This window comes from Gelidibacter salicanalis, from assembly GCF_016469035.1.
Classification (GTDB): Bacteria; Bacteroidota; Bacteroidia; order Flavobacteriales; family Flavobacteriaceae; genus Gelidibacter; species Gelidibacter salicanalis_A.
Genome location: NZ_JAEHJZ010000052.1, coordinates 15764 through 38510, shown reverse-complemented (window position 1 = coordinate 38510; position 22747 = coordinate 15764). Strand labels below are relative to the sequence as shown.

20 protein-coding genes are annotated in these 22747 nt (G+C 34.4%); 11 read left to right on the top strand and 9 right to left on the bottom strand.

What is annotated here, in order from left to right:
* Positions 1-6 precede the first annotated feature (6 nt).
* Entirely contained in the window at positions 7-1182 is a 1176-nt protein-coding gene (locus JEM65_RS18905) for a glycosyltransferase family 4 protein (protein ID WP_199602971.1), read from the top strand.
* On the opposite strand, the gene JEM65_RS18900 is transcribed toward JEM65_RS18905, so the two are convergent.
* From JEM65_RS18900 to JEM65_RS18890, 3 genes are all read right to left on the bottom strand, one after another.
* Positions 1170-3233, bottom strand: a complete 2064-nt coding sequence (locus JEM65_RS18900; RefSeq protein WP_199602970.1) for an HAD family hydrolase — start codon at positions 3231-3233, stop codon at positions 1170-1172. The genes JEM65_RS18905 and JEM65_RS18900 overlap by 13 nt on opposite strands.
* A 62-nt stretch (positions 3234-3295) precedes the next feature.
* Positions 3296-4702 carry an AMP-binding protein gene (locus JEM65_RS18895; protein ID WP_199602969.1) on the bottom strand — a complete coding sequence of 469 codons (1407 nt, stop codon included), beginning with the start codon at positions 4700-4702 and terminating at the stop codon, positions 3296-3298.
* A gap of 18 nt (positions 4703-4720) precedes the next feature.
* Positions 4721-4960 carry an acyl carrier protein gene (locus tag JEM65_RS18890; RefSeq protein ID WP_199602968.1) on the bottom strand — a complete coding sequence of 80 codons (240 nt, stop codon included), beginning with the start codon at positions 4958-4960 and terminating at the stop codon, positions 4721-4723.
* Between the two features lie 313 nt (positions 4961-5273).
* Between JEM65_RS18890 and JEM65_RS18885 the strand changes: the two genes are divergently transcribed.
* Both JEM65_RS18885 and JEM65_RS18880 read left to right on the top strand, forming a co-directional pair.
* Entirely contained in the window at positions 5274-5879 is a 606-nt protein-coding gene (locus JEM65_RS18885) for a sugar transferase (RefSeq protein ID WP_199602967.1), read from the top strand.
* Between the two features lie 3 nt (positions 5880-5882).
* A complete protein-coding gene (locus JEM65_RS18880; RefSeq protein WP_199602965.1) occupies positions 5883-6548 on the top strand; it encodes a NeuD/PglB/VioB family sugar acetyltransferase in 666 nt (221 codons plus the stop codon).
* A 217-nt stretch (positions 6549-6765) separates the two neighbouring features.
* Here JEM65_RS18880 and JEM65_RS18875 read toward each other — a convergent pair whose 3' ends face one another.
* Positions 6766-7422 (bottom strand): HAD family hydrolase, encoded by a 657-nt coding sequence (locus JEM65_RS18875; RefSeq protein ID WP_199602960.1) that lies wholly within the window; start codon positions 7420-7422, stop codon positions 6766-6768.
* The gene (locus JEM65_RS18870; protein ID WP_199602959.1) at positions 7406-8377 is read right to left on the bottom strand and encodes an ATP-grasp domain-containing protein; all 972 of its coding nucleotides are present in this window, start codon (positions 8375-8377) and stop codon (positions 7406-7408) included. Before JEM65_RS18870 ends, JEM65_RS18875 begins: the two co-directional genes overlap by 17 nt.
* Before the next feature lie 599 nt (positions 8378-8976).
* Here JEM65_RS18870 and JEM65_RS18865 point away from each other — a divergent pair.
* The 4 genes from JEM65_RS18865 to JEM65_RS18850 are packed head-to-tail and all read left to right on the top strand — an operon-like array spanning position 8977 to position 15185.
* A complete protein-coding gene (locus tag JEM65_RS18865) occupies positions 8977-10101 on the top strand; it encodes a DegT/DnrJ/EryC1/StrS family aminotransferase (RefSeq protein ID WP_199602958.1) in 1125 nt (374 codons plus the stop codon).
* Entirely contained in the window at positions 10098-11990 is a 1893-nt protein-coding gene (locus JEM65_RS18860; RefSeq protein ID WP_199602957.1) for a polysaccharide biosynthesis protein, read from the top strand. Before JEM65_RS18865 ends, JEM65_RS18860 begins: the two co-directional genes overlap by 4 nt.
* A 33-nt stretch (positions 11991-12023) precedes the next feature.
* Positions 12024-12797: a polysaccharide biosynthesis/export family protein gene (locus JEM65_RS18855; protein ID WP_199602956.1), complete on the top strand. Its 774-nt coding sequence runs from the start codon at positions 12024-12026 to the stop codon at positions 12795-12797.
* A 24-nt stretch (positions 12798-12821) separates the two neighbouring features.
* Positions 12822-15185: a GumC family protein gene (locus JEM65_RS18850; protein ID WP_199602955.1), complete on the top strand. Its 2364-nt coding sequence runs from the start codon at positions 12822-12824 to the stop codon at positions 15183-15185.
* 127 nt (positions 15186-15312) lie between these two features.
* Here the strand turns inward: JEM65_RS18850 and JEM65_RS18845 are convergent, their stop codons facing one another.
* Positions 15313-16479 (bottom strand): proline dehydrogenase family protein, encoded by a 1167-nt coding sequence (locus tag JEM65_RS18845; protein WP_199603053.1) that lies wholly within the window; start codon positions 16477-16479, stop codon positions 15313-15315.
* Between the two features lie 98 nt (positions 16480-16577).
* Here JEM65_RS18845 and aroB point away from each other — a divergent pair, with 98 nt between their 5' ends.
* Positions 16578-17645: a 3-dehydroquinate synthase gene (gene aroB, locus JEM65_RS18840; protein ID WP_199602954.1), complete on the top strand. Its 1068-nt coding sequence runs from the start codon at positions 16578-16580 to the stop codon at positions 17643-17645.
* Here aroB and JEM65_RS18835 read toward each other — a convergent pair.
* The 3 genes from JEM65_RS18835 to JEM65_RS18825 all read right to left on the bottom strand — a co-directional run bounded on the left by JEM65_RS18835 (position 17640) and on the right by JEM65_RS18825 (position 19949).
* Positions 17640-18155: a DinB family protein gene (locus tag JEM65_RS18835; protein ID WP_199602953.1), complete on the bottom strand. Its 516-nt coding sequence runs from the start codon at positions 18153-18155 to the stop codon at positions 17640-17642. The genes aroB and JEM65_RS18835 overlap by 6 nt on opposite strands.
* A gap of 82 nt (positions 18156-18237) precedes the next feature.
* On the bottom strand, positions 18238-18717 hold the full coding sequence (locus tag JEM65_RS18830) for an Lrp/AsnC family transcriptional regulator (protein WP_027126983.1): 480 nt from the start codon (positions 18715-18717) through the stop codon (positions 18238-18240).
* 74 nt (positions 18718-18791) lie between these two features.
* Positions 18792-19949, bottom strand: a complete 1158-nt coding sequence (locus JEM65_RS18825; protein WP_199602951.1) for a M14 family zinc carboxypeptidase — start codon at positions 19947-19949, stop codon at positions 18792-18794.
* A gap of 304 nt (positions 19950-20253) precedes the next feature.
* Between JEM65_RS18825 and JEM65_RS18820 the strand changes: the two genes are divergently transcribed.
* The 3 genes from JEM65_RS18820 to JEM65_RS18810 all read left to right on the top strand — a co-directional run bounded on the left by JEM65_RS18820 (position 20254) and on the right by JEM65_RS18810 (position 22744).
* A complete protein-coding gene (locus JEM65_RS18820) occupies positions 20254-20631 on the top strand; it encodes a helix-turn-helix domain-containing protein (protein WP_199602949.1) in 378 nt (125 codons plus the stop codon).
* Positions 20632-20720: 89 nt separating this feature from the next.
* A complete protein-coding gene (locus JEM65_RS18815) occupies positions 20721-21107 on the top strand; it encodes a hypothetical protein (RefSeq protein WP_199602947.1) in 387 nt (128 codons plus the stop codon).
* A 410-nt stretch (positions 21108-21517) separates the two neighbouring features.
* A complete protein-coding gene (locus JEM65_RS18810) occupies positions 21518-22744 on the top strand; it encodes an MBOAT family protein (protein ID WP_368856070.1) in 1227 nt (408 codons plus the stop codon).
* Positions 22745-22747 lie beyond the last annotated feature (3 nt).

Sequence of the window (22747 nt, the reverse complement as noted above, 5' to 3'; positions counted from 1 at the left end):
TACTTTATGAACAAAAAGAGAATTTTGGTGGTTGGCTCTACGGCAACATCGCTTATAAATTTTAGAGGCGACTTCATTCAAAGTCTAACGGACAATGGTTACGAAGTTTTTACGGCAGCAGGATACGCCGATGAAGAAACGTTATCAAAACTTACAGAAGATTATGGCGTTACCGCTTTGACATATAGAATCCAAAGAACTGGGGTAAATCCTTTCATGGATCTACAGACTATTTCTGACTTGAAAAAAATAATAGCCGAGCATCAGATTCAACTCGTCTTCCCGTATACCGTAAAGCCAGTTATTTATAGTACGATAGCAGCAAATTCACTGAATGTTCCCGTCATTTCGCTCATTACAGGTTTAGGATTTACATTTACCGGTTTATCGGCTAAAGCTAGAGCGTTACAGCATCTCAACGAATTTCTTTATAAGCGCACGATCAGAAAGAATAAGACCGTTGTTTTTCAAAATGCGGATGATCGCGACTTGTTTTTTGAACGGAATATCTTAAGGGATAAAAGTAAAGCTAAAATCGTCAGTGGTTCTGGTGTGAATTTAGAGCGTTTTAAATTCAAGGACAATGGTCAAGCTCGAAATCCCGTACGTTTTCTTTTAACGGCTAGATTGATAAAGGAAAAAGGTATAGGTTTGTATATTGAAGCTGCAAAGACACTAAAAACAAAATATCCCAGTGCAGAGTTTCATGTCATCGGTCCTGCTCAGATGTCACCTTCTGCAATAAAGTTGGAAGAATTGATTAGTTTAAATGAGCAGGGTATTTTGATATGGCATGGCCATCAATATAATATTGTAGAGAATCTAACCAAGGTTGATGTTTTTGTATTGCCATCCTATTATAGAGAAGGTGTGCCTAGATCAATATTGGAAGCTTTATCAGTGGGCTTGCCAATAATAACGACAGATTCTCCTGGTTGTAGGGAAACTGTGATTCCTAATAAAAATGGTTTTCTCATTCCTCCCCAAAGTTTGAAAGAACTTGTTGATGCAATGGAATTTTTTATATTAAATCCCGAGAGAATTGAGGAAATGGGGAACAACAGTAGAGCGTATGCAGAAGAACGCTTTGATGTTCACATTATCAACCGTAATTTGCTAAAAATTATAAATAATGTTTTTAATCAACAAGAACAGGAATCATCTGCTCTTCATCTAAAATAATTATATTTCAATAGTGAAACATTCCTCAAGGCCCTGAACCTCAAAAATCGATTCAATCGATAATAACCAAGTACTAAATAACCGGGGAATATATAATACAAAACCCTATTGGAATTGTATAGTTTTTGTTTGAGCTTCACTATATATCTAAAATACTCTTCGGGTTTCATCAAAAATTTGATAAACTCCTTTGGATTTAATAAATTTTTTGGGATCTCGTAATCAATTCCTGTTTTTTTATTGCTCAAATTCTGATAATAACCGGCATTCAGTATTTTAAGGAATTTTATTTTTCTTATGTTTTGTAGAATACCACTTTTTAAAGCGACATTATTTAATTCGGTGCTTACCATTTCTTGAGAATAGCATATCATTTCAAGATTTTTCAACAGTTTTTGATGCACTTCAAACATTTTATCCTGATGCTCTTTCAGATAATTGTCATAAAGATATTTTTCATTTTCATCGTGGAATTCAACAGTGTAACCACCATCGACTTTACTGTATTCTATACAAGTGCCATGACTTGCACTTGCAAATTGCTCATATTGTTGGGCATTTGCCCTTAGAATATTTGAATCATAATCCACATAGGGTAAAATGGAGAAATTAAGACCGTGTCTTTTAGTGTTATTGTTTGGGCTGTAGATTGTATTTATACCGAGATAGAATCCAGTAACTTTTACTTTTTCATCAAAGAATTTATATATGGCTTCTTGCATCGTTCCTCCCCAGCCGATATCAACAACGTTAATCCCATCTCCTTCTATGTCCTCTCCAAAAGATTGAATATATTCTTTAAAAACGGCTCTATTGCTTTTGCAATGAGCTTCATAAATTTTTAAAAAATGCGCGTTCTTCTTGAGCTTTTTAAATTGTTTTGATTCAAATAAATCTAACTCCAATGTATCATATTCCACATCCAAGGTATCATATATTGATTTTTTATCAGTTTCTTTAAGGTTTAGAAACTTAAAAAACTCGTTTAGGCTCATCGAGTCGTATTTTTTTCTCAAATAGCTGAATTCTTCATCATCAATTGACTTTAAACTTATTTGAAGCGCCGCCTGCCGCGAAACTTTTATGTAATGAGTCCTAATGTTTTTATCAGAATCAATTTGATGGAAGGTTTGATAAGAATCAAATAAACGTTTTAAAAACAATCCTTCACGAGATAAAAAGAAAAGACTATCAATACCCTGTACTTTACAAATCTTGTACAGCCTTTCAACAAAAAAGTGATAATAAATGACGTATTCTGTGTATGGAAGGTTGTCCTTTTGATTGCAATAATCATAAATGTCGCTGACACAATTCCTCAATTGATTGCCATCACTTCCAAAGCTGTTCATTTTGTTCTTTCTCAAATGATTTTTATGTGGCATCAAAAACGAATGTAATCCTGCCTTTTCAGCATGAATCGAATCACTTCTTAAATTATCGCCTATCATTAAAACCTTGTGTGGCTCAACAGCGAGATCGGAAAGTATAAATTGATATATTGAACCTTTATGCTTGCTCTTTCCCACATCTGAAGAGATGTAGATTGCATCAAACAAATGGTCAATATTATGATGTTTCAAAAGGGCATTAAAAAGTGATGATGGCCCGTAAAAATCGGATACCAGATAAACCTTTCCACCTTCATTCTTAAAATCCTGAATGATTTGGACTGTGTTCTTGTTGAGATATTGCACACTCTGCTCCGCTTTCAATTGAGCTTTTTCGAATAGCGTGGCAAAAACGTGTTTTTGGGAATCATCAACTATATTGGCGTTATTCAGTCGTGTGAAAACTTCGTCTATAAGTTTTTTATAGGCAAGTTCATTACGGTCGATTTTCAACTTTTCCACCAAATGGTTCACAGCATCTTTTAACGTGAAATATAGATCGTCAATAGAGGCAATCAAACCCAATTCCTTGATCAATATTTTGGAGCAGATCCTTAATACTTGATTGGGGTGCACACGCCTGTGGACAAGAGTGTCGTAGTAATCCGTAAAAAGCACTTCGACTTTTTTTTCTTGGAGTTTTTTCTTTAACTGAATCATCTCTAAATGGTTGGCTTAAATAGAAAATTCTATGTTTTAAAGGTCAAGATTGTTGTTGGTTACTAATTATCTAAATATTGTAAAATTATTTTATTGTAATCAATTTTATCACTTTTATTCTTGGGCAATTCTTCAAAATACTTAAATTTTATAGCTGAACCTTGAATTTTATAGCTTGCAAATATTGCTTTTTTGAGTTCAGATTCATTGAGTGCTTCATTGCTATGCGCAATCAATAAAATTTTATCATCGATACCTGTGCAAGCCAGCAAACTCATGTTCAATCTAGATTTTAAATAGGCTTCGATTTCGTCAAGATTGATTCTGTTGCCAAAGACTTTTACAATGCGTTTTAATCGTCCTTTGATGTAGTAAAAACCATGTTCGTCCTTGTCTGCCAAATCTCCTGTTCTTAAATGCACGATATCCTCCCAACATGCCAAATTTTCTATTTCATTGGCATAACCGCCGAACACATTGGGTCCGGAATACAACAATTCGCCTGTTTTATCATCGATTGTTATCTTACCATTTTTTATCGGTTTTCCTATTGAAGTTATTTTATTTTTCAAATCGGCTGGTGGAACGTAAGAAATCCTTGCCGTTGCTTCCGTCTGTCCGTACATGACAAAAAATTCAATGGCATTATCATTACAATACTCATAAAATTCCATTTTAATATTTTGGCTGAGATTGCCTCCGGCCTGCGTTATATATTTTAACGATGGATATGATTTTTTCATAAAACCGATCCGTTTTAACATTTCATAGATAAAAGGCACACCTGCAATAGATGTAAATTTATGTTCTTCTAAATAGTTCCAAAAATCTTTGTTGAGAATGTCTGGCAAACCACAAACTATTGTAGTTCCGGATATGGCATTGGAATGTAGGACCGATAGGCCATAAGAATAATGCAATGGTAAATTGAGAGGTGTAACGTCGGTTGTGGCAATTGGAAGATATTCGCAAATGGACAGTGCATTTTTCAGAATGTTATCTTCAGATAACTTTACCAATTTTGGCGAGCCCGTTGTCCCTGATGTTGACAATAGGATCTTAATATTTTCGTGCAGTTTTGTTGTGTAAGATGTATTGATGTGAAGATCAATAATGGAGGCATTACCTGTGATTTTATCAGTTGTATATTTTGGTATTTTAGCTCTTTTGCTATCTATTATAAAGGTTGGCAGGTAAGAATCTTCAAGATTTTCCTTGAGTTTTAGGTCAATTGAATCACTGAGCAAGACCAAAGCATGCGGTGAGTTCAAAAAAGTAAGATACACTTTTAAGGAAATTAGACTAGTGTCTAAATACAAAAAACCCAAGCTTCTGGGTAAATCCATCGTATCTAAATCAAATAGCATATCGTTCAAATAATAGATCTTGTTAGATTCAACATCTATAAACTTGAGACTTTGACTGTCTTTTATTAAATTGATTAAGTTATTGTGTTTATTCGAAAACATTCATTCTCTTATAATAAATTAGAACGTTACATTATACTTGGACAGCGCTACTTTTGTTTCTTTAAAGCTCTTAAAATATAGGATATCTTCAGAATCAATCTCAATATTAAATACGCTTTCAATTTCATTAATCAAAAACATGTGGTTGATAGAATCCCATTCGGCTATACTTTGATATTTTAAATCATCATCTATTTTTGACGCTTCGATTTCTAAAATTGTGACAAATGCCTTTAAAAGAATGTCGTTATTGGTCATAAAAATTTATTATATTAATTATCTTTTAGGTAGTAAAGGATCTAAAATTTAAATCTCACTCTAAACAAATATAGAAAACAAATTGATTTCATTCTGTTTTCTATCGCCATGATTCATAAAACTCCCATAATAATCGACCTATGTAAAAAAAACACGACAAGCACCATTTAATCAGTCACATTATTCGTTGAAATTCACTTATATTTGAAAAGGTTAAAATGTGGTGCATTACTTACATGAAATATTCCCATTAACTGTGCCCTAGCCCTATTTCAGAATTTAAAAAAAAAATCATCGTAGAAACATAGTAAATATGTACAAATCATATTTTAAAAGACCTATAGATATCATCATTTCCGCCATTGGTCTTATTATATTATCTCCTATTATCCTAATTTTAATAATAGTTTTGACCATTAATAACAATGGTTTACCTTTTTTTGTGCATGAAAGACCTGGTAAGAATGAGAAAATATTTAGGCTTTTGAAGTTTAAGTCCATGAATGATAAGAAAGATAAAGAGGGCTACCTTTTGCCCTATCATCTCCGAGTTACCAAAGTTGGGAATTTTATAAGAAAGACATCACTGGATGAAATTCCACAACTTTTCAATGTGTTGATTGGCGATATGAGTATTATAGGTCCTAGACCGTTACTTATTGAATATTTAGAAAGATACAGCGATTTTGAAAAACGCAGACATAACTTTAGACCGGGTATCACAGGATGGGCACAGGTAAATGGACGAAATTCGATCACTTGGAAAAAAAAGTTTGAATTGGATGTATGGTACGTGAACAATGTATCCTTTGCATTGGATTTGAAAATCGTGTTGTTAACAATAAAAAAAGTAGTGCTGAAAGAAAATATAAATCTTTCTGAAAATGTAAATATGACTCCATTTATGGGTAATGATTAAACTATGAAAAAAGCAATCATAATTGGTGCAGGAACACATGGACAGATATATGCTTCTTATTTAAAGGAAGCCGGCGTTGATGTAATAGGTTTTATAGACGATGACGACTCTTTCTATAACAAAAAAGTCATCGGTATTAAGGTGCTGGGTAAATATGAAGATTTGTTCAATAGTGAATTAAAAGATCTGATTACTGACGTCTATTGCCCCATAGGAGATAATTTTGTGAGACAGGATTATCTTTCATCTTTGAAAAAAGAAGGATACAACACGCCCAGTTTTGTACATAGAACAGTCTGCGTAGGTCCGGACGTAACTTTGGGTGAAGCACATTATATGCTGCCAGGAAATTATATCATGCCACATACAACAATTGGCGACTATTTTATGGTAAATATGGGAACCACTATTGGACATCATGTCAAAATTAAGAATGGGGTTTTTATGTCTTCAGGTATTCATATTGGTGCAAGTTTAGAAATTAATGACATGGCTTATTTTGGCATTGGTTCTATTGTTAAGACGGGAGTTCAACGTATTGGTGTAAATTCATTGATTGGTGCCGGTTCTGTAATTTTCAAGGATGTGCCAGATTATGCTGTTATGGCTGGTAATCCTGCAAGAGTTATCAAATTGAAGGAAATTAATGAAAAAACCACTAATCACTGAAGTGCCCTAGGTTTTTAAATAAATCTGAAAGGTTGGGTTTTAGAAGCTAAAGTAAGATGCACTATGTTTAAAAGTTTTAAACGTAAATTCAGACTGTAAAACTTGAATATCTAGTAAAGAACAAGCTCAGTTAAAAACAGAAATGACCAAAGCCTTAAAATTGTGATTACCGTATATCATTTTTAGGTTTTATAGCCAACCTAGAATTTACAAAGTGTCAAATAATATTAATCTCTTTGAAATTTAAAATATAATCTTGAGGTAAATTTTTTTCATTCTCGCATTCATGAGATTGAAAATGAATATTCTTCCCGTTATCAACAAGTGCAATACTCTGCCATCCCAATTCATTAGGTGCAAGAAAATCCTTTTTTAAATTATCTGCAATATAATAATAGGTCTTACCGAAGAGTGACTTTTCTATCAGTTCAAAATTAGTTTTACTTGGTTTTTCAGAGCCAATTTCGTCAGAGATTATTAGTTCATCAATGTATTTTGCAATGCCCAGACATTTTATTTTTGTTCTTTGTGTCTTCGATCTTCCATCGGTAATAATTCCAATTTTTCCATTTTTGGACTTGATCGCTTCAAACGTCTCGATAACGCCATCAAACACGTGTATATCAGGTTGATGATCTTTGTACATTTCAATCAGCAATTCCATTTCGACGCTATACGTCGTGACAATAAATTCAAACACATTAAGCTTACACCTATATAATGAAAACAACTTTGAATATAATGGCTTCCAATTTTTATTTTCCAAAAATATGGCAATGGATTTATATGCAGATTTTAAAAAATCCAATTCGTTATACAGAGTATCGTCTAAATCAAAAACGACGACCGTATGCTTATCAACCTGTATATCCATGAACTAATATTTCATCATCATAACGGATCATTAAGAGATCTTTTTCCCAGACATCAAATTGATCCGCAATTGTTTTTCCCATTAAGTACTCCTCAATAATCCATTGAGAAAAATTAGCGCCGGACAGATATGTTAACGGGTATCCTCCACCAAATCGCGGATTTATTTCAATTCCGTAGATTTTTGTGTCATCATCTTTATGCACAAAGAACTGCGCCGTTAAACACCCAACAGCCCCGTTGATGTAACTTAAGTTCTCTTTAATGTTAGAGACCAAATGGTTCCTTATGGTCATAGCCTTATAAACCTCACCATCTCTCACTTCTATACGCTTTCTGGGCACAGCACATTTTAATTTATGATCTTTACCAAAATATAAATCGCAAGTAAACTCATTATAATGGTTGTGGTCCAAATATTCCAGAAACATCAATTTCTCATTATTGAAATGATATTCCGTCAACTGATCTTCTGATTTTACGATATAGTTATCCACACTTCTACTTCCATCAACCGGTTTTATAAATAGTGGCATTCTGTAATTATCCTTTGTGTATTCTTTAGCGATATTTATGTTTTGTTCTTCAAAAAACTCATGAGTCAATCGTTTATCCCTGCATTTAAAAACAAAGTCCACCGAGGATATGATAACGGTGATCCCTTGATCTCTAAATCTTTCTTTATTATTTGCCAGATCAAGTAATTCAGTATCTATTGTTGGAATAATTAAGCAAATGCTATGCGTTTTACAAAGCGTAATTAAAGTCTCTATATAATCTGGGTCATCTAATTGAGGTACCTTGAAAAAACCGTCGGCAATATGACACGCCGCTGAGAGGATTGGATTGGAATCAGAAGCAAAAACTTTTGACTTAAAATCCGCTTTTTTTAATTCCTTTTGAAAAGATCTTATAAGAGAAACTCTGCGTCCGGCGGAAGTTATTAAAATATTCATTCGTCTTATTTAGGTATCTAATTTATTAAATATTTAATTGGAAATTCAAAGATAACTACATAAAACTGAAAATAAGCTATAGAATAATAGAGCTTTTCACATATGACCAGAAATAATTATCCTAAAAACACGTATTTTTACGTCTTTAATAAAATGAATTGGATATTTGGTGATTTACAGAGGCAACAATCAGACCAGTAATATGAAGACACCTTCTTATATAATTTTTGATTAAAATGGAAGTTAATGAGATGACCAAATCTCTTCTTATCCAGATTAAAAAGGAGTCTATTTCTGGGACGATCATACAAATACCATAAATGCATTTCTTTAAAAACCGGAAGACCTCATTTTTTTAATAAGAATAATGACGTGTTGAAATGCATAACAGTGTTAAATTCTAGGATAGACATAAATTCAGTTTTTTCAAATTAAGATTTTAAATAATAACGTAAATATTTACTTCTCATCGTTTTAATTGGGGATTTTCCACATATTGACGCATATTTGGCATTACTTTTAATAAATGTAGCAGACCCCTCTATCTACATTACATGAATAAATCAGTAATCTGACTAATTACGAAATAGTTATTACTTATGAAACCGAAAATTTGGCTATCATCACCACACATGAGCGGTAATGAGCAATCTTACATAAAAGAAGCTTTTGATTCTAACTGGGTAGCCCCGCTAGGCCCTAACGTTACGGGATTTGAAAACGACATTCAGTACTATCTTGGCGAAGATCGTCATGTGGCAGCATTGAGTTCTGGTACTGCTGCCATCCATCTCGCACTCATTTTACTAAATATCAAACCCGGAGACGAAGTTATTTGCCAGAGTAAAACGTTTTCAGCATCGGCCAATCCTATCGTTTATCTTGGTGCGACGCCTGTTTTTGTGGATAGCGAAAAAGAGACCTGGAACATATGTCCTGTTCAATTGGAAATTGCAATTATAGATAGGATTGAAAAGGGGAAAACTCCCAAAGCTATTATTGCGGTGCATTTATATGGCATGCCCTATAACGTTGATCAGGTAAAAGCAATAGCATTGAAATACAATATTCCAATTATTGAAGATAGTGCGGAATCATTAGGGAGCACATATAAAGGTCAACACTGCGGAACATTTGGGGATCATTCTATTTTATCATTTAATGGCAATAAAATTATAACTACTTCTGGTGGTGGTGCTTTAGTAACGAGATCCTTAAAAGAGAAAGAAAAGGCGGTTTTTTTAGCCACACAAGCCAGAGATGAAGCACCCCATTATTTACATTCTAATATAGGATATAACTATAGAATGTCAAATATTCTGGCAGGCATAGGTCGTGGTCAAATGACAATACTAGATGATCATGTTGCCAAACGACGATCTAACCATCAATTCTACCAAGACGCATTTAAAAATAATAATGATATCACATTTCTAAAAGAACCTGATGGTTATTTTTCTAACCGATGGTTATCCTGTATATTGCTAAGTACTAAAACAATACGGGAAGAACTTAGACAAACTCTCGAAAAAGAAAATATAGAATCTCGGCCATTATGGAAACCCATGCATCAACAGCCTATTTTTAAAAATGCACCAAGTTACCTTAACGGGGTATCGGACGAATTATTTGAAAAAGGTTTGTGTTTACCCAGTGGATCCAATCTAACTAATGCTGAACGCAGTAGAGTTTTGACAACCATTAAAACGTATTTTGGTGAATGATACATAAAATCTTACATAAAATATCTAAAAAGTACGCCTCCAAATGGTTGGTGCTTCTATCTGATTTATTAATTGTCTCTTTTACCTTCTTCTTATCGTATTTTATAAGATATAATTTCCAATTTGAATTTGATTTTCTATCCATGATGTCTCAAATTCCGTTTGTAATTGTAGCGGCAATTTTGAGTTTTTTAGCTGTGGGATCCCACAAGGGAGTGGTTAGATTTACAGGTTATAAAGACATTATTAATATCATCATTGGCACCAATATCTTGGCCACTATATTAATTATTTCCACCTTCTTTAGTCGGAAGTATAATTACAATGAATTATTTGATATTCCTGGGTCTATCATATACATACACCTCTTACTTAATATTTTCCTATTAATTGCGTTTAAGCTTTTTATAAAGTCGCTATACAATGCCATAACCAGTGATTTTGTTGCCACTAAAAACGTTTTGATTTTTGGTGCAGGTAATTACGGGATGATAACTTATGCTGCGATTAGTAATGATCCTAAAAACAGCTATAAAGTTACAGGATTTATAGATGACAATGAGGGTAAAGTAGGGAAAAAAATAGATCTTCTGCCCGTTTATAGTATCAAAAACATAACCCCTGAATTGGTTTCAAAAAACAATCTTGAAGAGGTTATCGTATCTATTCAAAATATTGATCCCACACGTCTACTTAATGTTACGGGCCACTTATTTAATTTGGGTCTTCAAGTAAAAATTGTCCCACCAGTACAGCATTGGATCGATGGCGATTTGAGTATTGGGCAGATTAAAGACATTAAAATTGAAGATCTTTTAGGAAGAGAGCCCATATCAATTATCAACCCTACCCTAGTTAGCGAATATGAGAATAAGATCATCCTTATTACCGGAGCTGCAGGCTCTATTGGAAGTGAAATCTGTAGAAAAGTAAGCCTATATAAATACAAAAGACTAATTCTTGTAGACAACGCTGAATCTGCCCTTTATGATGTTCAACAAGAATTTATGCAACAAGGTTTAGAAAATATTGAAACTATTGTGGCTGATGTAAGAAATAGAGCCAGAATTGATCAATTATTTAACCAATATAAACCACAGGTAGTTTTCCACGCTGCTGCTTACAAACATGTACCACTAATGGAAAGCAGTCCCTACGAGGCTGTTAGTGTAAATATTGGAGGGACAAAAAATGTGGTAGACACCGCTATTAAGCATAGCGTAGGAAAATTTATTTTAATATCAACGGATAAAGCGGTTAATCCAACAAATGTGATGGGAGCCACTAAGCGTATTGCGGAACTCTATGTCACCTGCCTAGAAGAAAAAGGACATACCAAATTTATAACCACCAGGTTTGGTAATGTTTTAGGCTCCAATGGGTCAGTCATTCCACTTTTTAAAAAGCAAATTGAAAAAGGAGGACCATTAACGGTAACCCATAAAGATATTACCCGATATTTTATGACTATCCCAGAGGCTTGCCTTCTGGTTTTAGAAGCGGCTGCCATGGGTAATGGTGGAGAAATATTTGTGTTTGATATGGGAGAACCTATTAAGATATTTAACCTTGCCACAAATATGATCATACTTTCCGGACTGCGATATCCTGAAGATATTGACATTAAAATCACCGGACTAAGACCAGGTGAAAAAATTTACGAAGAACTTTTAGCAGATGGAGAAAACACAAGGAAAACCTATCATGAAAAAATAATGATAGCTAAATCCAGACGTATCGATGTACTTAATATCGAAGAACAGATCAATAAACTTACGGCTGTAAATTCTGCAACACAACCTCTTGTGATAGTCTCAGCTATAAAACATTTAATCCCCGAATACAAATCTAACAATTCCACATACGAAGTATTGGATCAGACCAAATAACCTATAGTTAAACCAAATCTAAAAACGATATCAATGAAAACACATATCTTTATCATCTCAATATTAGCATTAGCCTTTGCCTCATCCTGCGCATCCCGTAAAGACCTCGTATATTTTCAAGATGAACCTCTCAGTGGTGGTTATATAGACTCAACACCAGAACAACTGATTTACAAACCAGACGATATTTTGACAATTAATGTCTCTGCTGCAGATCCAATTGCTGCAAAACCATTTAATTTATCAGTTGTTTCAGAAAGCGATGATCTTGTTAGAGCAACTGGATCTACCCGTATGCAGACCTATTTGATTGACTTTAATGGCAATATAGAATTTCCTGTTTTAGGCACATTACATATTGCAGGAATGACACGAATAGAACTTACCAACATGCTTAAAGAAAAAATAAGCGCCTATGCAAAAGATCCTATCATAAACGTTAGATTGGTTAATTTTACCGTTACGGTTATAGGAGAAGTTGCAGATCCGGGGACATTTACCATACAAGATGAACGTATAACATTATTGGAAGCTTTAGGCCTAGCTAATGATTTAACAATTTTTGGCCAGCGCAAAAATGTTTTATTAATTCGTGAGGTGGATGGTAAAAAGAGGTTTGCAAAAATGGACTTGACCTCAGTGAATTCTGTAAGTTCGCCACTCTATTACTTGCAACAAAATGATGTTATTGTTGTAGAACCTAATAATTCCAGAATACGCTCATCTACCTACAATCAGAACAACTCTGTTTTAATTTCTGCAATTGGTACTTTAACGACAATTTTAGCAGTGTTCTTGATAAAATAATATATAGATCAACAATAAAGTCTCATGAAATCTAAAATGACCAAATCTACTAACGAAATAAAAAAAACGTTAAACATTTACCTCAAACGGTGGAAGTTTATTTCTTTCTTCTTAATTGCAGCTCTTGCATTGGCATATGGCTATCTTCGGTACACAACTTATGAGTATAAAGCGTCTGCAACGATCAAAATCAAGGACGAAAAACAATCTCAAAAATTACCAAATATGGCAGATATTGGGAAAGGCGGACTTTTCTCTGATGGAACCAATAAAATAAATGATGAAATAGCAGTTATGACATCAAGAACCATTGTTGCTAATATTGTCAAAAACTTAGGACTGAATGTTCGCTATTATGAACAAGGAAAAATTAAGGAGAAAGAGAGCTATGAAAATCCTTCAATAAAATTAAATTTCTTTGCTAACGATTCAATTATACATGATGTTGACACCACGCTTTATATTAAGATAAAATCTCCATCCCAGTTTTTAATGTTTAAAGATGATGGCAAATCCATTATTGATCGTGATGACTCTGAAGGAAAGTTGTTTTCTTTTGGAGATCGCATTAAAACGGGATTTGGCGATATGGTCATGATTCCCAATATCGACAAACACGCCCCAAAAATTGGAAGTAACCTAAAGGTCTCCATATCTCCAGTAAACTCCATTGTAAATAAATATCAAACTGGTATAATGACCTCTACTGAAGAAGGGTCTAGCGTTGTTAAATTAGAGCTTAAAGACAATATACCTGAAAAGGCCGTAGATATTCTCAATGAAATCATCAGAGAATACAATAATGACGTTATTACGGATAAGGAAGAAGTTGTGAAGGTGACTTCTGATTTTATAAACAATCGTTTAGAACTGGTTTTTAAAGAATTAGAAGAAGTAGATTTTTCTGCAGAACAGATTCAAAAAAGAAATAATTTGACCGCGTTGGGATCTCAGGCCAATATTTATTTGGAAAGTGAAAAACAGAATGAAATTCAAATTAATAGCACTGCAAACACCATTCAACTAATTGATTATTTACAAGAGGAGATAAATGGGGGAAATAAAAGTTCCGATTATTTGCCATCTAACCTTGGTATTACTGATCCAAACATAAACCAAGTTACAAAAAGCTATAACGAATTGGTCGCTCAGCGTGATCGAATATTAAAAAATTCGAGTAATATAAACCCAGTAGTGGTCAACTTGAACAATGAAATCAATTCCTTGAAAGCCAATTTGGAGAATTCGTTGGAAAACATGAAAAAAACAAGTCAAATCACCCTGAGCAACCTTACTAGAGAAGACTCAAGAATTAGAGGTCAACTCTATACTGCGCCTACAAAACAGAGACAACTTAGAGATATTGAACGTCAACAAAGCATTAAGGAGTCCTTATATTTATACCTATTGGAGAAGCGTGAAGAATCAGCAATTAGTCTTGGCATGTTCTCTCCGAATGCAAAAGTGATTGATACCGCCTATTCCACACACAAACCGGTTTCTCCCAATAAAATGATTATCTATTTAGCAGCTATAGTGTTAGGGTTGATGCTTCCAGTTGGTTTAATTTACGCCATTGACTTGCTCGATACAAAAATTTATGATAAAGATGATTTAATGCAAGTTCTTGACATCCCATATATTGGGGATGTTCCAATGACTAATAAGAACACAAAACTGATCAATAAAGTTGATTATTCTCCAAAAGCCGAAGCTTTTAGAATTATTCGATCGAATATAGATTTTATACTGAGAGACCATGACAACAGTGCCAAAAAAATATTTATAACTTCTACCCGAGCTAAAGAAGGAAAATCACACACCAGTACAAACTTAGCCTCTTCAATTTCCTTTTCAGAAAAATCAGTACTGTTGGTTGAAATGGATGTCCGAGTGCCTAAAATTATGCAATATCTTAAAGAGAAACCATCTACTCAAGTTGGTCTCTCAGATTTTTTAGTGGACAAGAATTTAAAACCTGATGATATTGTAACCAAGCTTAAAAACAATGAGTTTTTGGATGTTATTGCTTCAGGCACTATACCTCCCAATCCATCTGAACTATTGATGAGCCCAAGAGTAAAGGAATTGTTTGATTATTTTGAGAATAAATACGATTATATTATTGTAGACGCGTCTGCGGTGGGATTAGTAAGTGATACCTTGCTTGTATCAAAATTTGCAGATTTGTTTATTTATGTGGTGAGCGCTGCCAACGTGGACAAAAGGCATCTGGCAGCGGTGGCAACGCCATTATATGCCGAAAAAAGATTACCAAAAATGCATGTATTATTAAACGGTACTAATTTTGAAAAAAAAGGCTATGGTTATGGCTATGGCTACGGAAATAATCCTGAGAATAATAAAAAATGGTATCAATTTACCTAATATAAAAAAAATGGTCGCAATACTTCCTGAACTTTTCTGAGGTTTAGGTAGTTGGAGATCACCCTCAGAGTTTGGGACAATACTATAAAAAAGCCGTTTCAACTAGTTTTGAAACGGCTTTTTTGTTTTATAACTTTCTTCTTTGTTTCTCTGTTTTAAGCAACATGAGCTCTCTACTGGTTTGTCCTGCTACCGAAGTGTTTTCTTCAGCGCGACGTATTAAATACGGCATCACCTCTTTTACGGGACCAAAAGGTACATATTTGGCTACATTGTATCCATGGGCAGCCAAATTAAAACTAATGTGATCACTCATCCCATAGAGCTGACCGAACCACACACGATTATCGCTTTTTTGAATTTTAAGATCTTCCATCCTCGCCATGGCCAAATAACTGCTTCTTTCATTATGGGTACCTATAAATAAAGAAATGGTGTCCAAATTTTTGAGAATATAGTCCAAAGTTTCATCAAAATTTAAATCTGTGGCCTCTTTCGTGGCACAAATTGGGGACTCATATCCCTTCTCTTGAGCTCTTTCACGCTCTTTCTCCATATAAGCACCTCGAACAATTTTAATACCAACTGTAAATCCTTCCTTTTTACCACGTGCCTGAAGTTGTTTCAGATAATCCAATCGGTCCCATCTGTAAAGCTGTAAAGTGTTGTAAACTATTGGTATTCCGGTATTATACTTGCGCATCATGGCTTCACACAACTCGTCTGCAGCATCTTGCATCCAGCTTTCTTCAGCGTCAATTAATATTTCTACATCCTTTTCTTTAGCTAATTTACAAACCGTATCAAAACGAGCTACCACCCTATTCCATTCTTCTTGCTCTTCAGGCGTAAATGCCGTTCCTTCTCCTCTTTTCTGGTAGAGATGAAAACGACCAAATCCAGTGGGCTTAAACACAGCAATTGGCATGGACTTCTTCTCATCGGCAAAATTGATGATTTTGAGTGTTTTTTGCATTGCTGCGTCAAAATGGGACTCAATTTCTTTGCCTTCAACAGAAAAGTCTAAAACAGAGCTCACATTCTTTGCGTACATACCATCAATAACGGGCAAACAATCTTCTTCGTTGACGCCACCGCAAAAATGGTCAAACACAGTTGAGCGAATTAAGCCCTCTACCGGTAAATTGGTCTTTAAAGCAAAATTGGTAGCGGCTGTGCCTATCTTAACCAAAGGCTCATAAGATATCATCTTAAATAAAAAGTACGCTCGTTCGAGCTCAGAATCACTTTTAAGACTAAAAGCGACTTCTGTATTTTCAAAAATTTTAGGTATAGCCATTGTGGAAAAATAAACACAAATTTAATTATTCATTCTTGATTAATTAATTAAAAACTGCTTATTTTCATCCTTAATTAAAAGCCATATCTACAATGACCTCAATTACCAACGATACATACACTGTTCACTTCAATACTACAGGATACGAAAAGCTTAACAACTACCTGAAAGACAATCATTTATCTAAAATTTTTATCATTGTAGATAACAATACGCACACCCATTGTTTGCCAAATTTCATGTCTAAATTAGAAACTAATTTGGACTGTGAAATTATTGAAGTTGAAGCAGGAGAAGTCCATAAGAATATTGACACTTGTGTTGGCGTATGGAATGCCTTGTCAGAGTTAGGTGCCGACAGAAAAGCGCTTATCATTAACGTTGGCGGAGGCGTTGTAACTGATCTTGGCGGCTTTGTAGCCTGCACTTTCAAGCGCGGCTTAAAGTATATTAATGTGCCTACTTCACTTTTAGCAATGGTAGATGCCTCTGTTGGCGGCAAAACCGGTGTTGATCTGGGCGCTCTTAAAAATCAGGTTGGCGTGATTTCTTCCGGCGACATGGTATTGGTAGACACAAGCTATTTAGACACGCTACCACAAAATCATTTAAAAAGTGGACTGGCAGAAATGCTAAAACACGGACTTATCTACGATGCAGCTTATTGGAATAACCTCTTAGACTTAGACAACTCAACCTTAGAGGATTTAGACCAGTTAATTCATCAATCTGTTGAAATAAAAAACACCATCGTCACCGAAGACCCTTATGAACATGGAATGCGTAAAACGCTCAATTTCGGACACACTTTAGGTCATGCCATCGAGTCTTATTTTTTACTTCAAACAGATAAAGAGGAATTACTCCATGGAGAAGCCATTGCCATAGGCATGATCATGGAAGCATACATCTCAGCTGAATTGTTAGGTTTCCCTAAAACTGACTTAGAAATCATAAAGGAGGCCTTCCTGAAAATTTTCAAAAAAGTAAGAATTGACAATTCGGATCATGATGCCATTATCGATCTTTTGAAGTTTGATAAAAAGAATGAACATGGCAACATCAACTTTGTGCTCTTAGAAGAGATTGGAAAACCTAAAATTGATTGCTTGGTAGAAAACGGATTGATAATTAAAGCTTTTGAGTATTATAGATCATAGATAGCGCGCTTTTATTATTTCAAGATGATGGTTTTCATGACCAACAATAATAAAGGCAATAGCTCTGACAGAAAGCCTATTCTCGCTTGAAACACCGCTATGCATCCAAGCCTGATTATCAAAGCTCTCAAATAAAGAGACTGTAGCCGATCTTACAGTACTGTATTCCCACAATAAGCTTTTGATACTCCGTGTGTCAGCTTGACTGTTTACCACATAGGCATCCTGATCAAATCCAGGCAGGTCGGTTTTATCCTTTCTGGCGATGCATAAAGCACGATAAGCAAATATACGCTCTGTGTCAATTAAGTGCAGCACAATCTCCTTGATAGTCCATTTTCCCTCAGCATATCGAAAACCCAGTTTGCCTTGGTCAATAGTATTTAAAAAAGACGACACGAGTTCGCTATTGTTTTTCAGAATATCCAATACATTTCCCTGCCCCACCTTGCTGACATAAGGCTGGTAATACGGATGATATTCATCGGGTTTCAAGTCATTTATAGTCATAGTTACAATTTATATTCCATCTATAAAAATACCCTTTATTGATTTCTCAACAAAGGGTATAGACTTATAATTATTAAAACGATTATAGTTCGTTAAAAATAGAATGCATGAGACGCTTTTTGTCGTTAATACTTTCTTCCAATGAAATCATGGTCTCAGTTCTGTAAATACCTTCAATATCATCCAGCATAAAGATAATATCTTTGGCGTGAGAGGTGTTTTTAGCCCTCACTTTGCAAAAAATATTAAATTTACCAGTAGTAATATGCGCTACTGTAACAAACGGGATCTCATTGATACGCTCTAAAACAAATTTGGTTTGAGAGGTGTTGTTTAGAAAAACGCCCACGTAGGCAATAAACGAATAGCCTAATTTTTTGTAATCTAGAGTAAGTGAGGACCCTTGAATAATCCCTGCTTCTTCCATTTTTTTGACCCTTACGTGAACTGTCCCTGCAGAAATTACTAATTTTTTAGCAATATCCGTAAACGGAATTCGCGTATTATCAATTAACATGTCTAAAATTTGATGATCTATTTCATCTAATTTGAACTTTCCCATTTTTAGTGTATTATTAAATTTTTTACAAAAATAATGGAAATTTACTGAAGATAATATATAGAATGCTACTTATTTTACACATTAAGCAGGTATTTTATGTCATTTATAAATACGAAATCGATTTCGAAACCCTCTTTTAGCGCCTCCTGACTTTCTGAAATCACTAGATGTCCATTAGCCTGAATCTCCTTATGTCCATAAAAATTTCTTAAGTCTGCGATTTTTTCAATTTTAGGGATAAAAATAACCTCATTTTGCTCTAATCGCTCAACATACTGAACAGCTATGTCTATAATTTGATGAACATCCCCAATTTTTAATTTCGCATTCCTGATAATGATGTCATAAAACAGTTTATCGTTTTTTGGAATTGCAAAATATTCCTCTTCCCTAACCCCCGCGACATCTTCAAAAGCTATTTCGACCAAAGCCGTCCATATCGATAGAAATATGAAGCCTCTTACAACCTCTCTGTCATAATCCTGAAGATAATGACCCGCTTCAAACAAAATCGTAGGCACATTTAAGGTCTGAAAAGTGTCGCCAACGCAATTTAGGTTAAAAGCATCATCATAGGTCCCCACCTGTCCCGGAATGTACTCCTGAAGCACCTGGTCCATCTTAACAATAACATCCATTGCTTTTTTTCGAGTGATGGTCACCGTACAATCGGCATCCTGTGCGGGCGACAGAAAAGATACAGTGGCAGATTTATCAGTTGCACCCGCACTAAAAATTGTGCGCTGACCGTGAAGGTTAAAACAGTAATGAGGTTTAAAACTATCAAAACATGTTCTCAGCACCTTACTTTCTGGCTGTGTAAGCATTTGGGCATCCCTATTTAAGTCTACTTGGTTAGCATTTACCCGTGTATAGCCCCTCGAACCATCCGGATTCAACATAGGAATAATACCCAGAGTAACCTTACTCAAAAGATCCTGAACACTGAGTGTTTCATGATCAGAAAACACATTCAACAAGTCAAACAGTGCTTTGGTAGTTGTGCTTTCATTGCCGTGCATCTGAGACCACATTAAGACTTTTATTGTACCAGTGCCAATTTTAATAAAATGAATATCCTCCAATAACACCGACTTGCCAATGACCGCAATCTCAAAATTTCCACTGTGCTTTTTAAGTAAAGGCTGCAAGTGGTCTGCGTTGATATACCGACCAAAAAGTAAGGACTCCTGATAGTAATTATAAGGGTGTTGTAAGTGCGCTATTTCCATGTTCAATAATTATGATGACAAATGTAAACAATTGATAATTTACAATTGTAAACATCAAAAGTCCTCTCGATTGTTTACATTGTTATACAACTTTGTTTTAAATCTTAAGATCCACTACACTGCTCAATAGATGTGTAATTTAGGTTTTATAATTTTAAGTATAAAAAACTTATGATCAAATAAATACATGTTATTACATGATCTTTTAATTTAACTAAAAAAAACAATATACCACAAATAAGCATGGCGATTACGCAGTATTTGTTACATTTGTAACGTCTGAACTTTTAAATATTAGTTTACAATGATCAACAGTGATGAGTTTTCAAAACGACTTCAAAAAGTCATCGATTACTACTCTGAAAGTGCCTCTTCATTCTCTGAAAAAATAGGTGTTCAGCGTTCCAGTATTTCCCATATTCTTTCTGGAAGAAACAAACCTAGCCTGGATTTTGTGCTGAAGATTTTGTCCTCCTATCCTGAAGTTGAACTCTATTGGCTGTTAAATGGTAAGGGTGAATTCCCCTCTCATTCCACTCCAATTTTACAATCGCAGGAAAAACCCAAGGAAAAGGCACCTGAAGAAACACCACTTCCAAGAATCGATACTGCCGACAAAAGCATCGAAAAAATTGTCATTTTTTACACGGATGGAACGTTTAAGGATTTTGTTAAGGATTAAAGACTATGGCCGCTAATCAAGGCGTCATCTTTTAAATTTAAGCTTAGGTTAGCTTTCTTTTGACTAATTTTGCAATTAAACCTATATTCATGAAATTGTTCTTATCCCTTATCTTTTTACTTCTTCTAACCAGCTGTTATAACAAGGAAAGAAATTGTAAAGATTTTAAAACAGGTACATTTGAATTTACGTACGTTACTGATGGTATCGAAAAAACGGGACGGTTTGTACGAACCGAAGATTTGAATATCGATTATTATGAAAATAAAATTGATACCGCTTCTATACGTTGGATCAACGACTGTGAGTTTATCATGAAACACATCAATCCAAAAAACATGAGTGAGGAAAAAGCCATCCACATGAAGATTTTGACCACGTCAGAGGACTCTTATACGTTTGAATATAGTTTAGCGATTCAGCCAGGTAGTCAAAAAAAGCGAGTAGAACAAGGTACTGCTACTAAAATAGAGTAGGCTTGTTATTTAAAAATGTGCTGATCATAGGCTTTCAATATGATTGGCATTTGTAAATATTAAGTTCAACTGAAAGAGATTTAAAAATTGTTAATAAAACCATTAGGACGTTAAATTCATCTGTACACCTAAAAAAAGAATATTTATGGTGTCTGTACATTTGCATTTAGTATCTTAATAAGAGAAAACATCACAACAATGGCTCACACTTATAAAACTCTAAGATATTGCTTTTCAACTCTATAGAATATCTCGTATTTTTTCCAATTGTTTTTATCTGCTATTGGTTACTTCAGAATAGATATAAAAGCCAAAACATTTTATTGCTTATTTCTAGCTATGTTTTTTATGGCTGGTGGGATTATAGGTTTTTATCGCTGATCATATTTAGTTCATTCCTCGATTATTTTGTGGGTTTGAAAATTGAGGAAGCCCAAGGAGAAAAGAACAAATACCGTTGGCTCCTAGTGAGTTTATTCTCTAACCTTGGACTTCTTGGTGTCTTTAAATACTACAACTTTTTTGCAAGTTCATTTTCTAGTTCCATGTCTACCTTAGGATGGGAGGTTAATGATCTTACATTACAGATTATCCTACCGGTAGGTATTAGCTTTTATACATTCCAGACGCTCAGTTATAGTATAGATATCTATAGAGGGCATATTAAACCGAGCAGAAACATTGTCGCTTTTTTTACATTTGTAAGTTTATTTCCTCAATTGGTAGCAGGTCCAATTGAGCGGGCCTCAAACTTAATACCTCAAATTGAAAGTAAAAGACGTCTCAATATCACATTGATAAAAACTGGGGTTTTTCAAATATTTATTGGGTTGTTTCGAAAAGTTGCAATTGCTGATAATTTAGGAGTATATGTAGATTCTGTGTACGGCAATTATGATATTCACAACGGTTCAACTCTTTTGGTTGCCACCATTTTTTACGCTTTTCAAATATACTTCGATTTTTCTGGCTATTCTGATATCGCAATTGGTAGTGCAAAACTCATGGGCTTCAATTTTAATCGGAATTTTAATTTTCCTTACTTCTCCAGAACTTTGACTGAATTCTGGAGACGATGGCATATGACGCTTTCTTTTTGGTTAAGGGATTATTTATATATTTCATTGGGTGGTAACAGAAAAGGTATTGTTATTACTTATCGCAATCTTTTGCTAACAATGCTTATTGGAGGTTTGTGGCATGGTAGTTCTTGGAATTTTGTCATTTGGGGTGGTATCCACGGCATATTCTTGAGCTTAGAGAAATACGCGTTTTCAGCATTTAAAATTAAAACCTTTAATGCCTTTGGATATCTTTACACGTTTATTGTTGTCCTCATTACTTGGATTTTCTTCAGGGCTAAAGACCTAACATCCGCATTAGCCATTTTTACTGAAATATTTAGTTTTAACTATGGCGCACTTTTTATTGGAAATATCAATTCTTTCGTCAATGCAGTAATTCTGCTTTCAATTGGAATTTTAATTGATCTAAAAATTTTCAGATCAGATATTCCGTTAGAAGATTACGGGGTTCGTTTTAATACAGTAAAACTATCTATTATCGTATCTATTATTATTATAATGCTATGTTTATTCTATTCAACAACTGAAAATTTTATATACTTTCAATTCTAGATT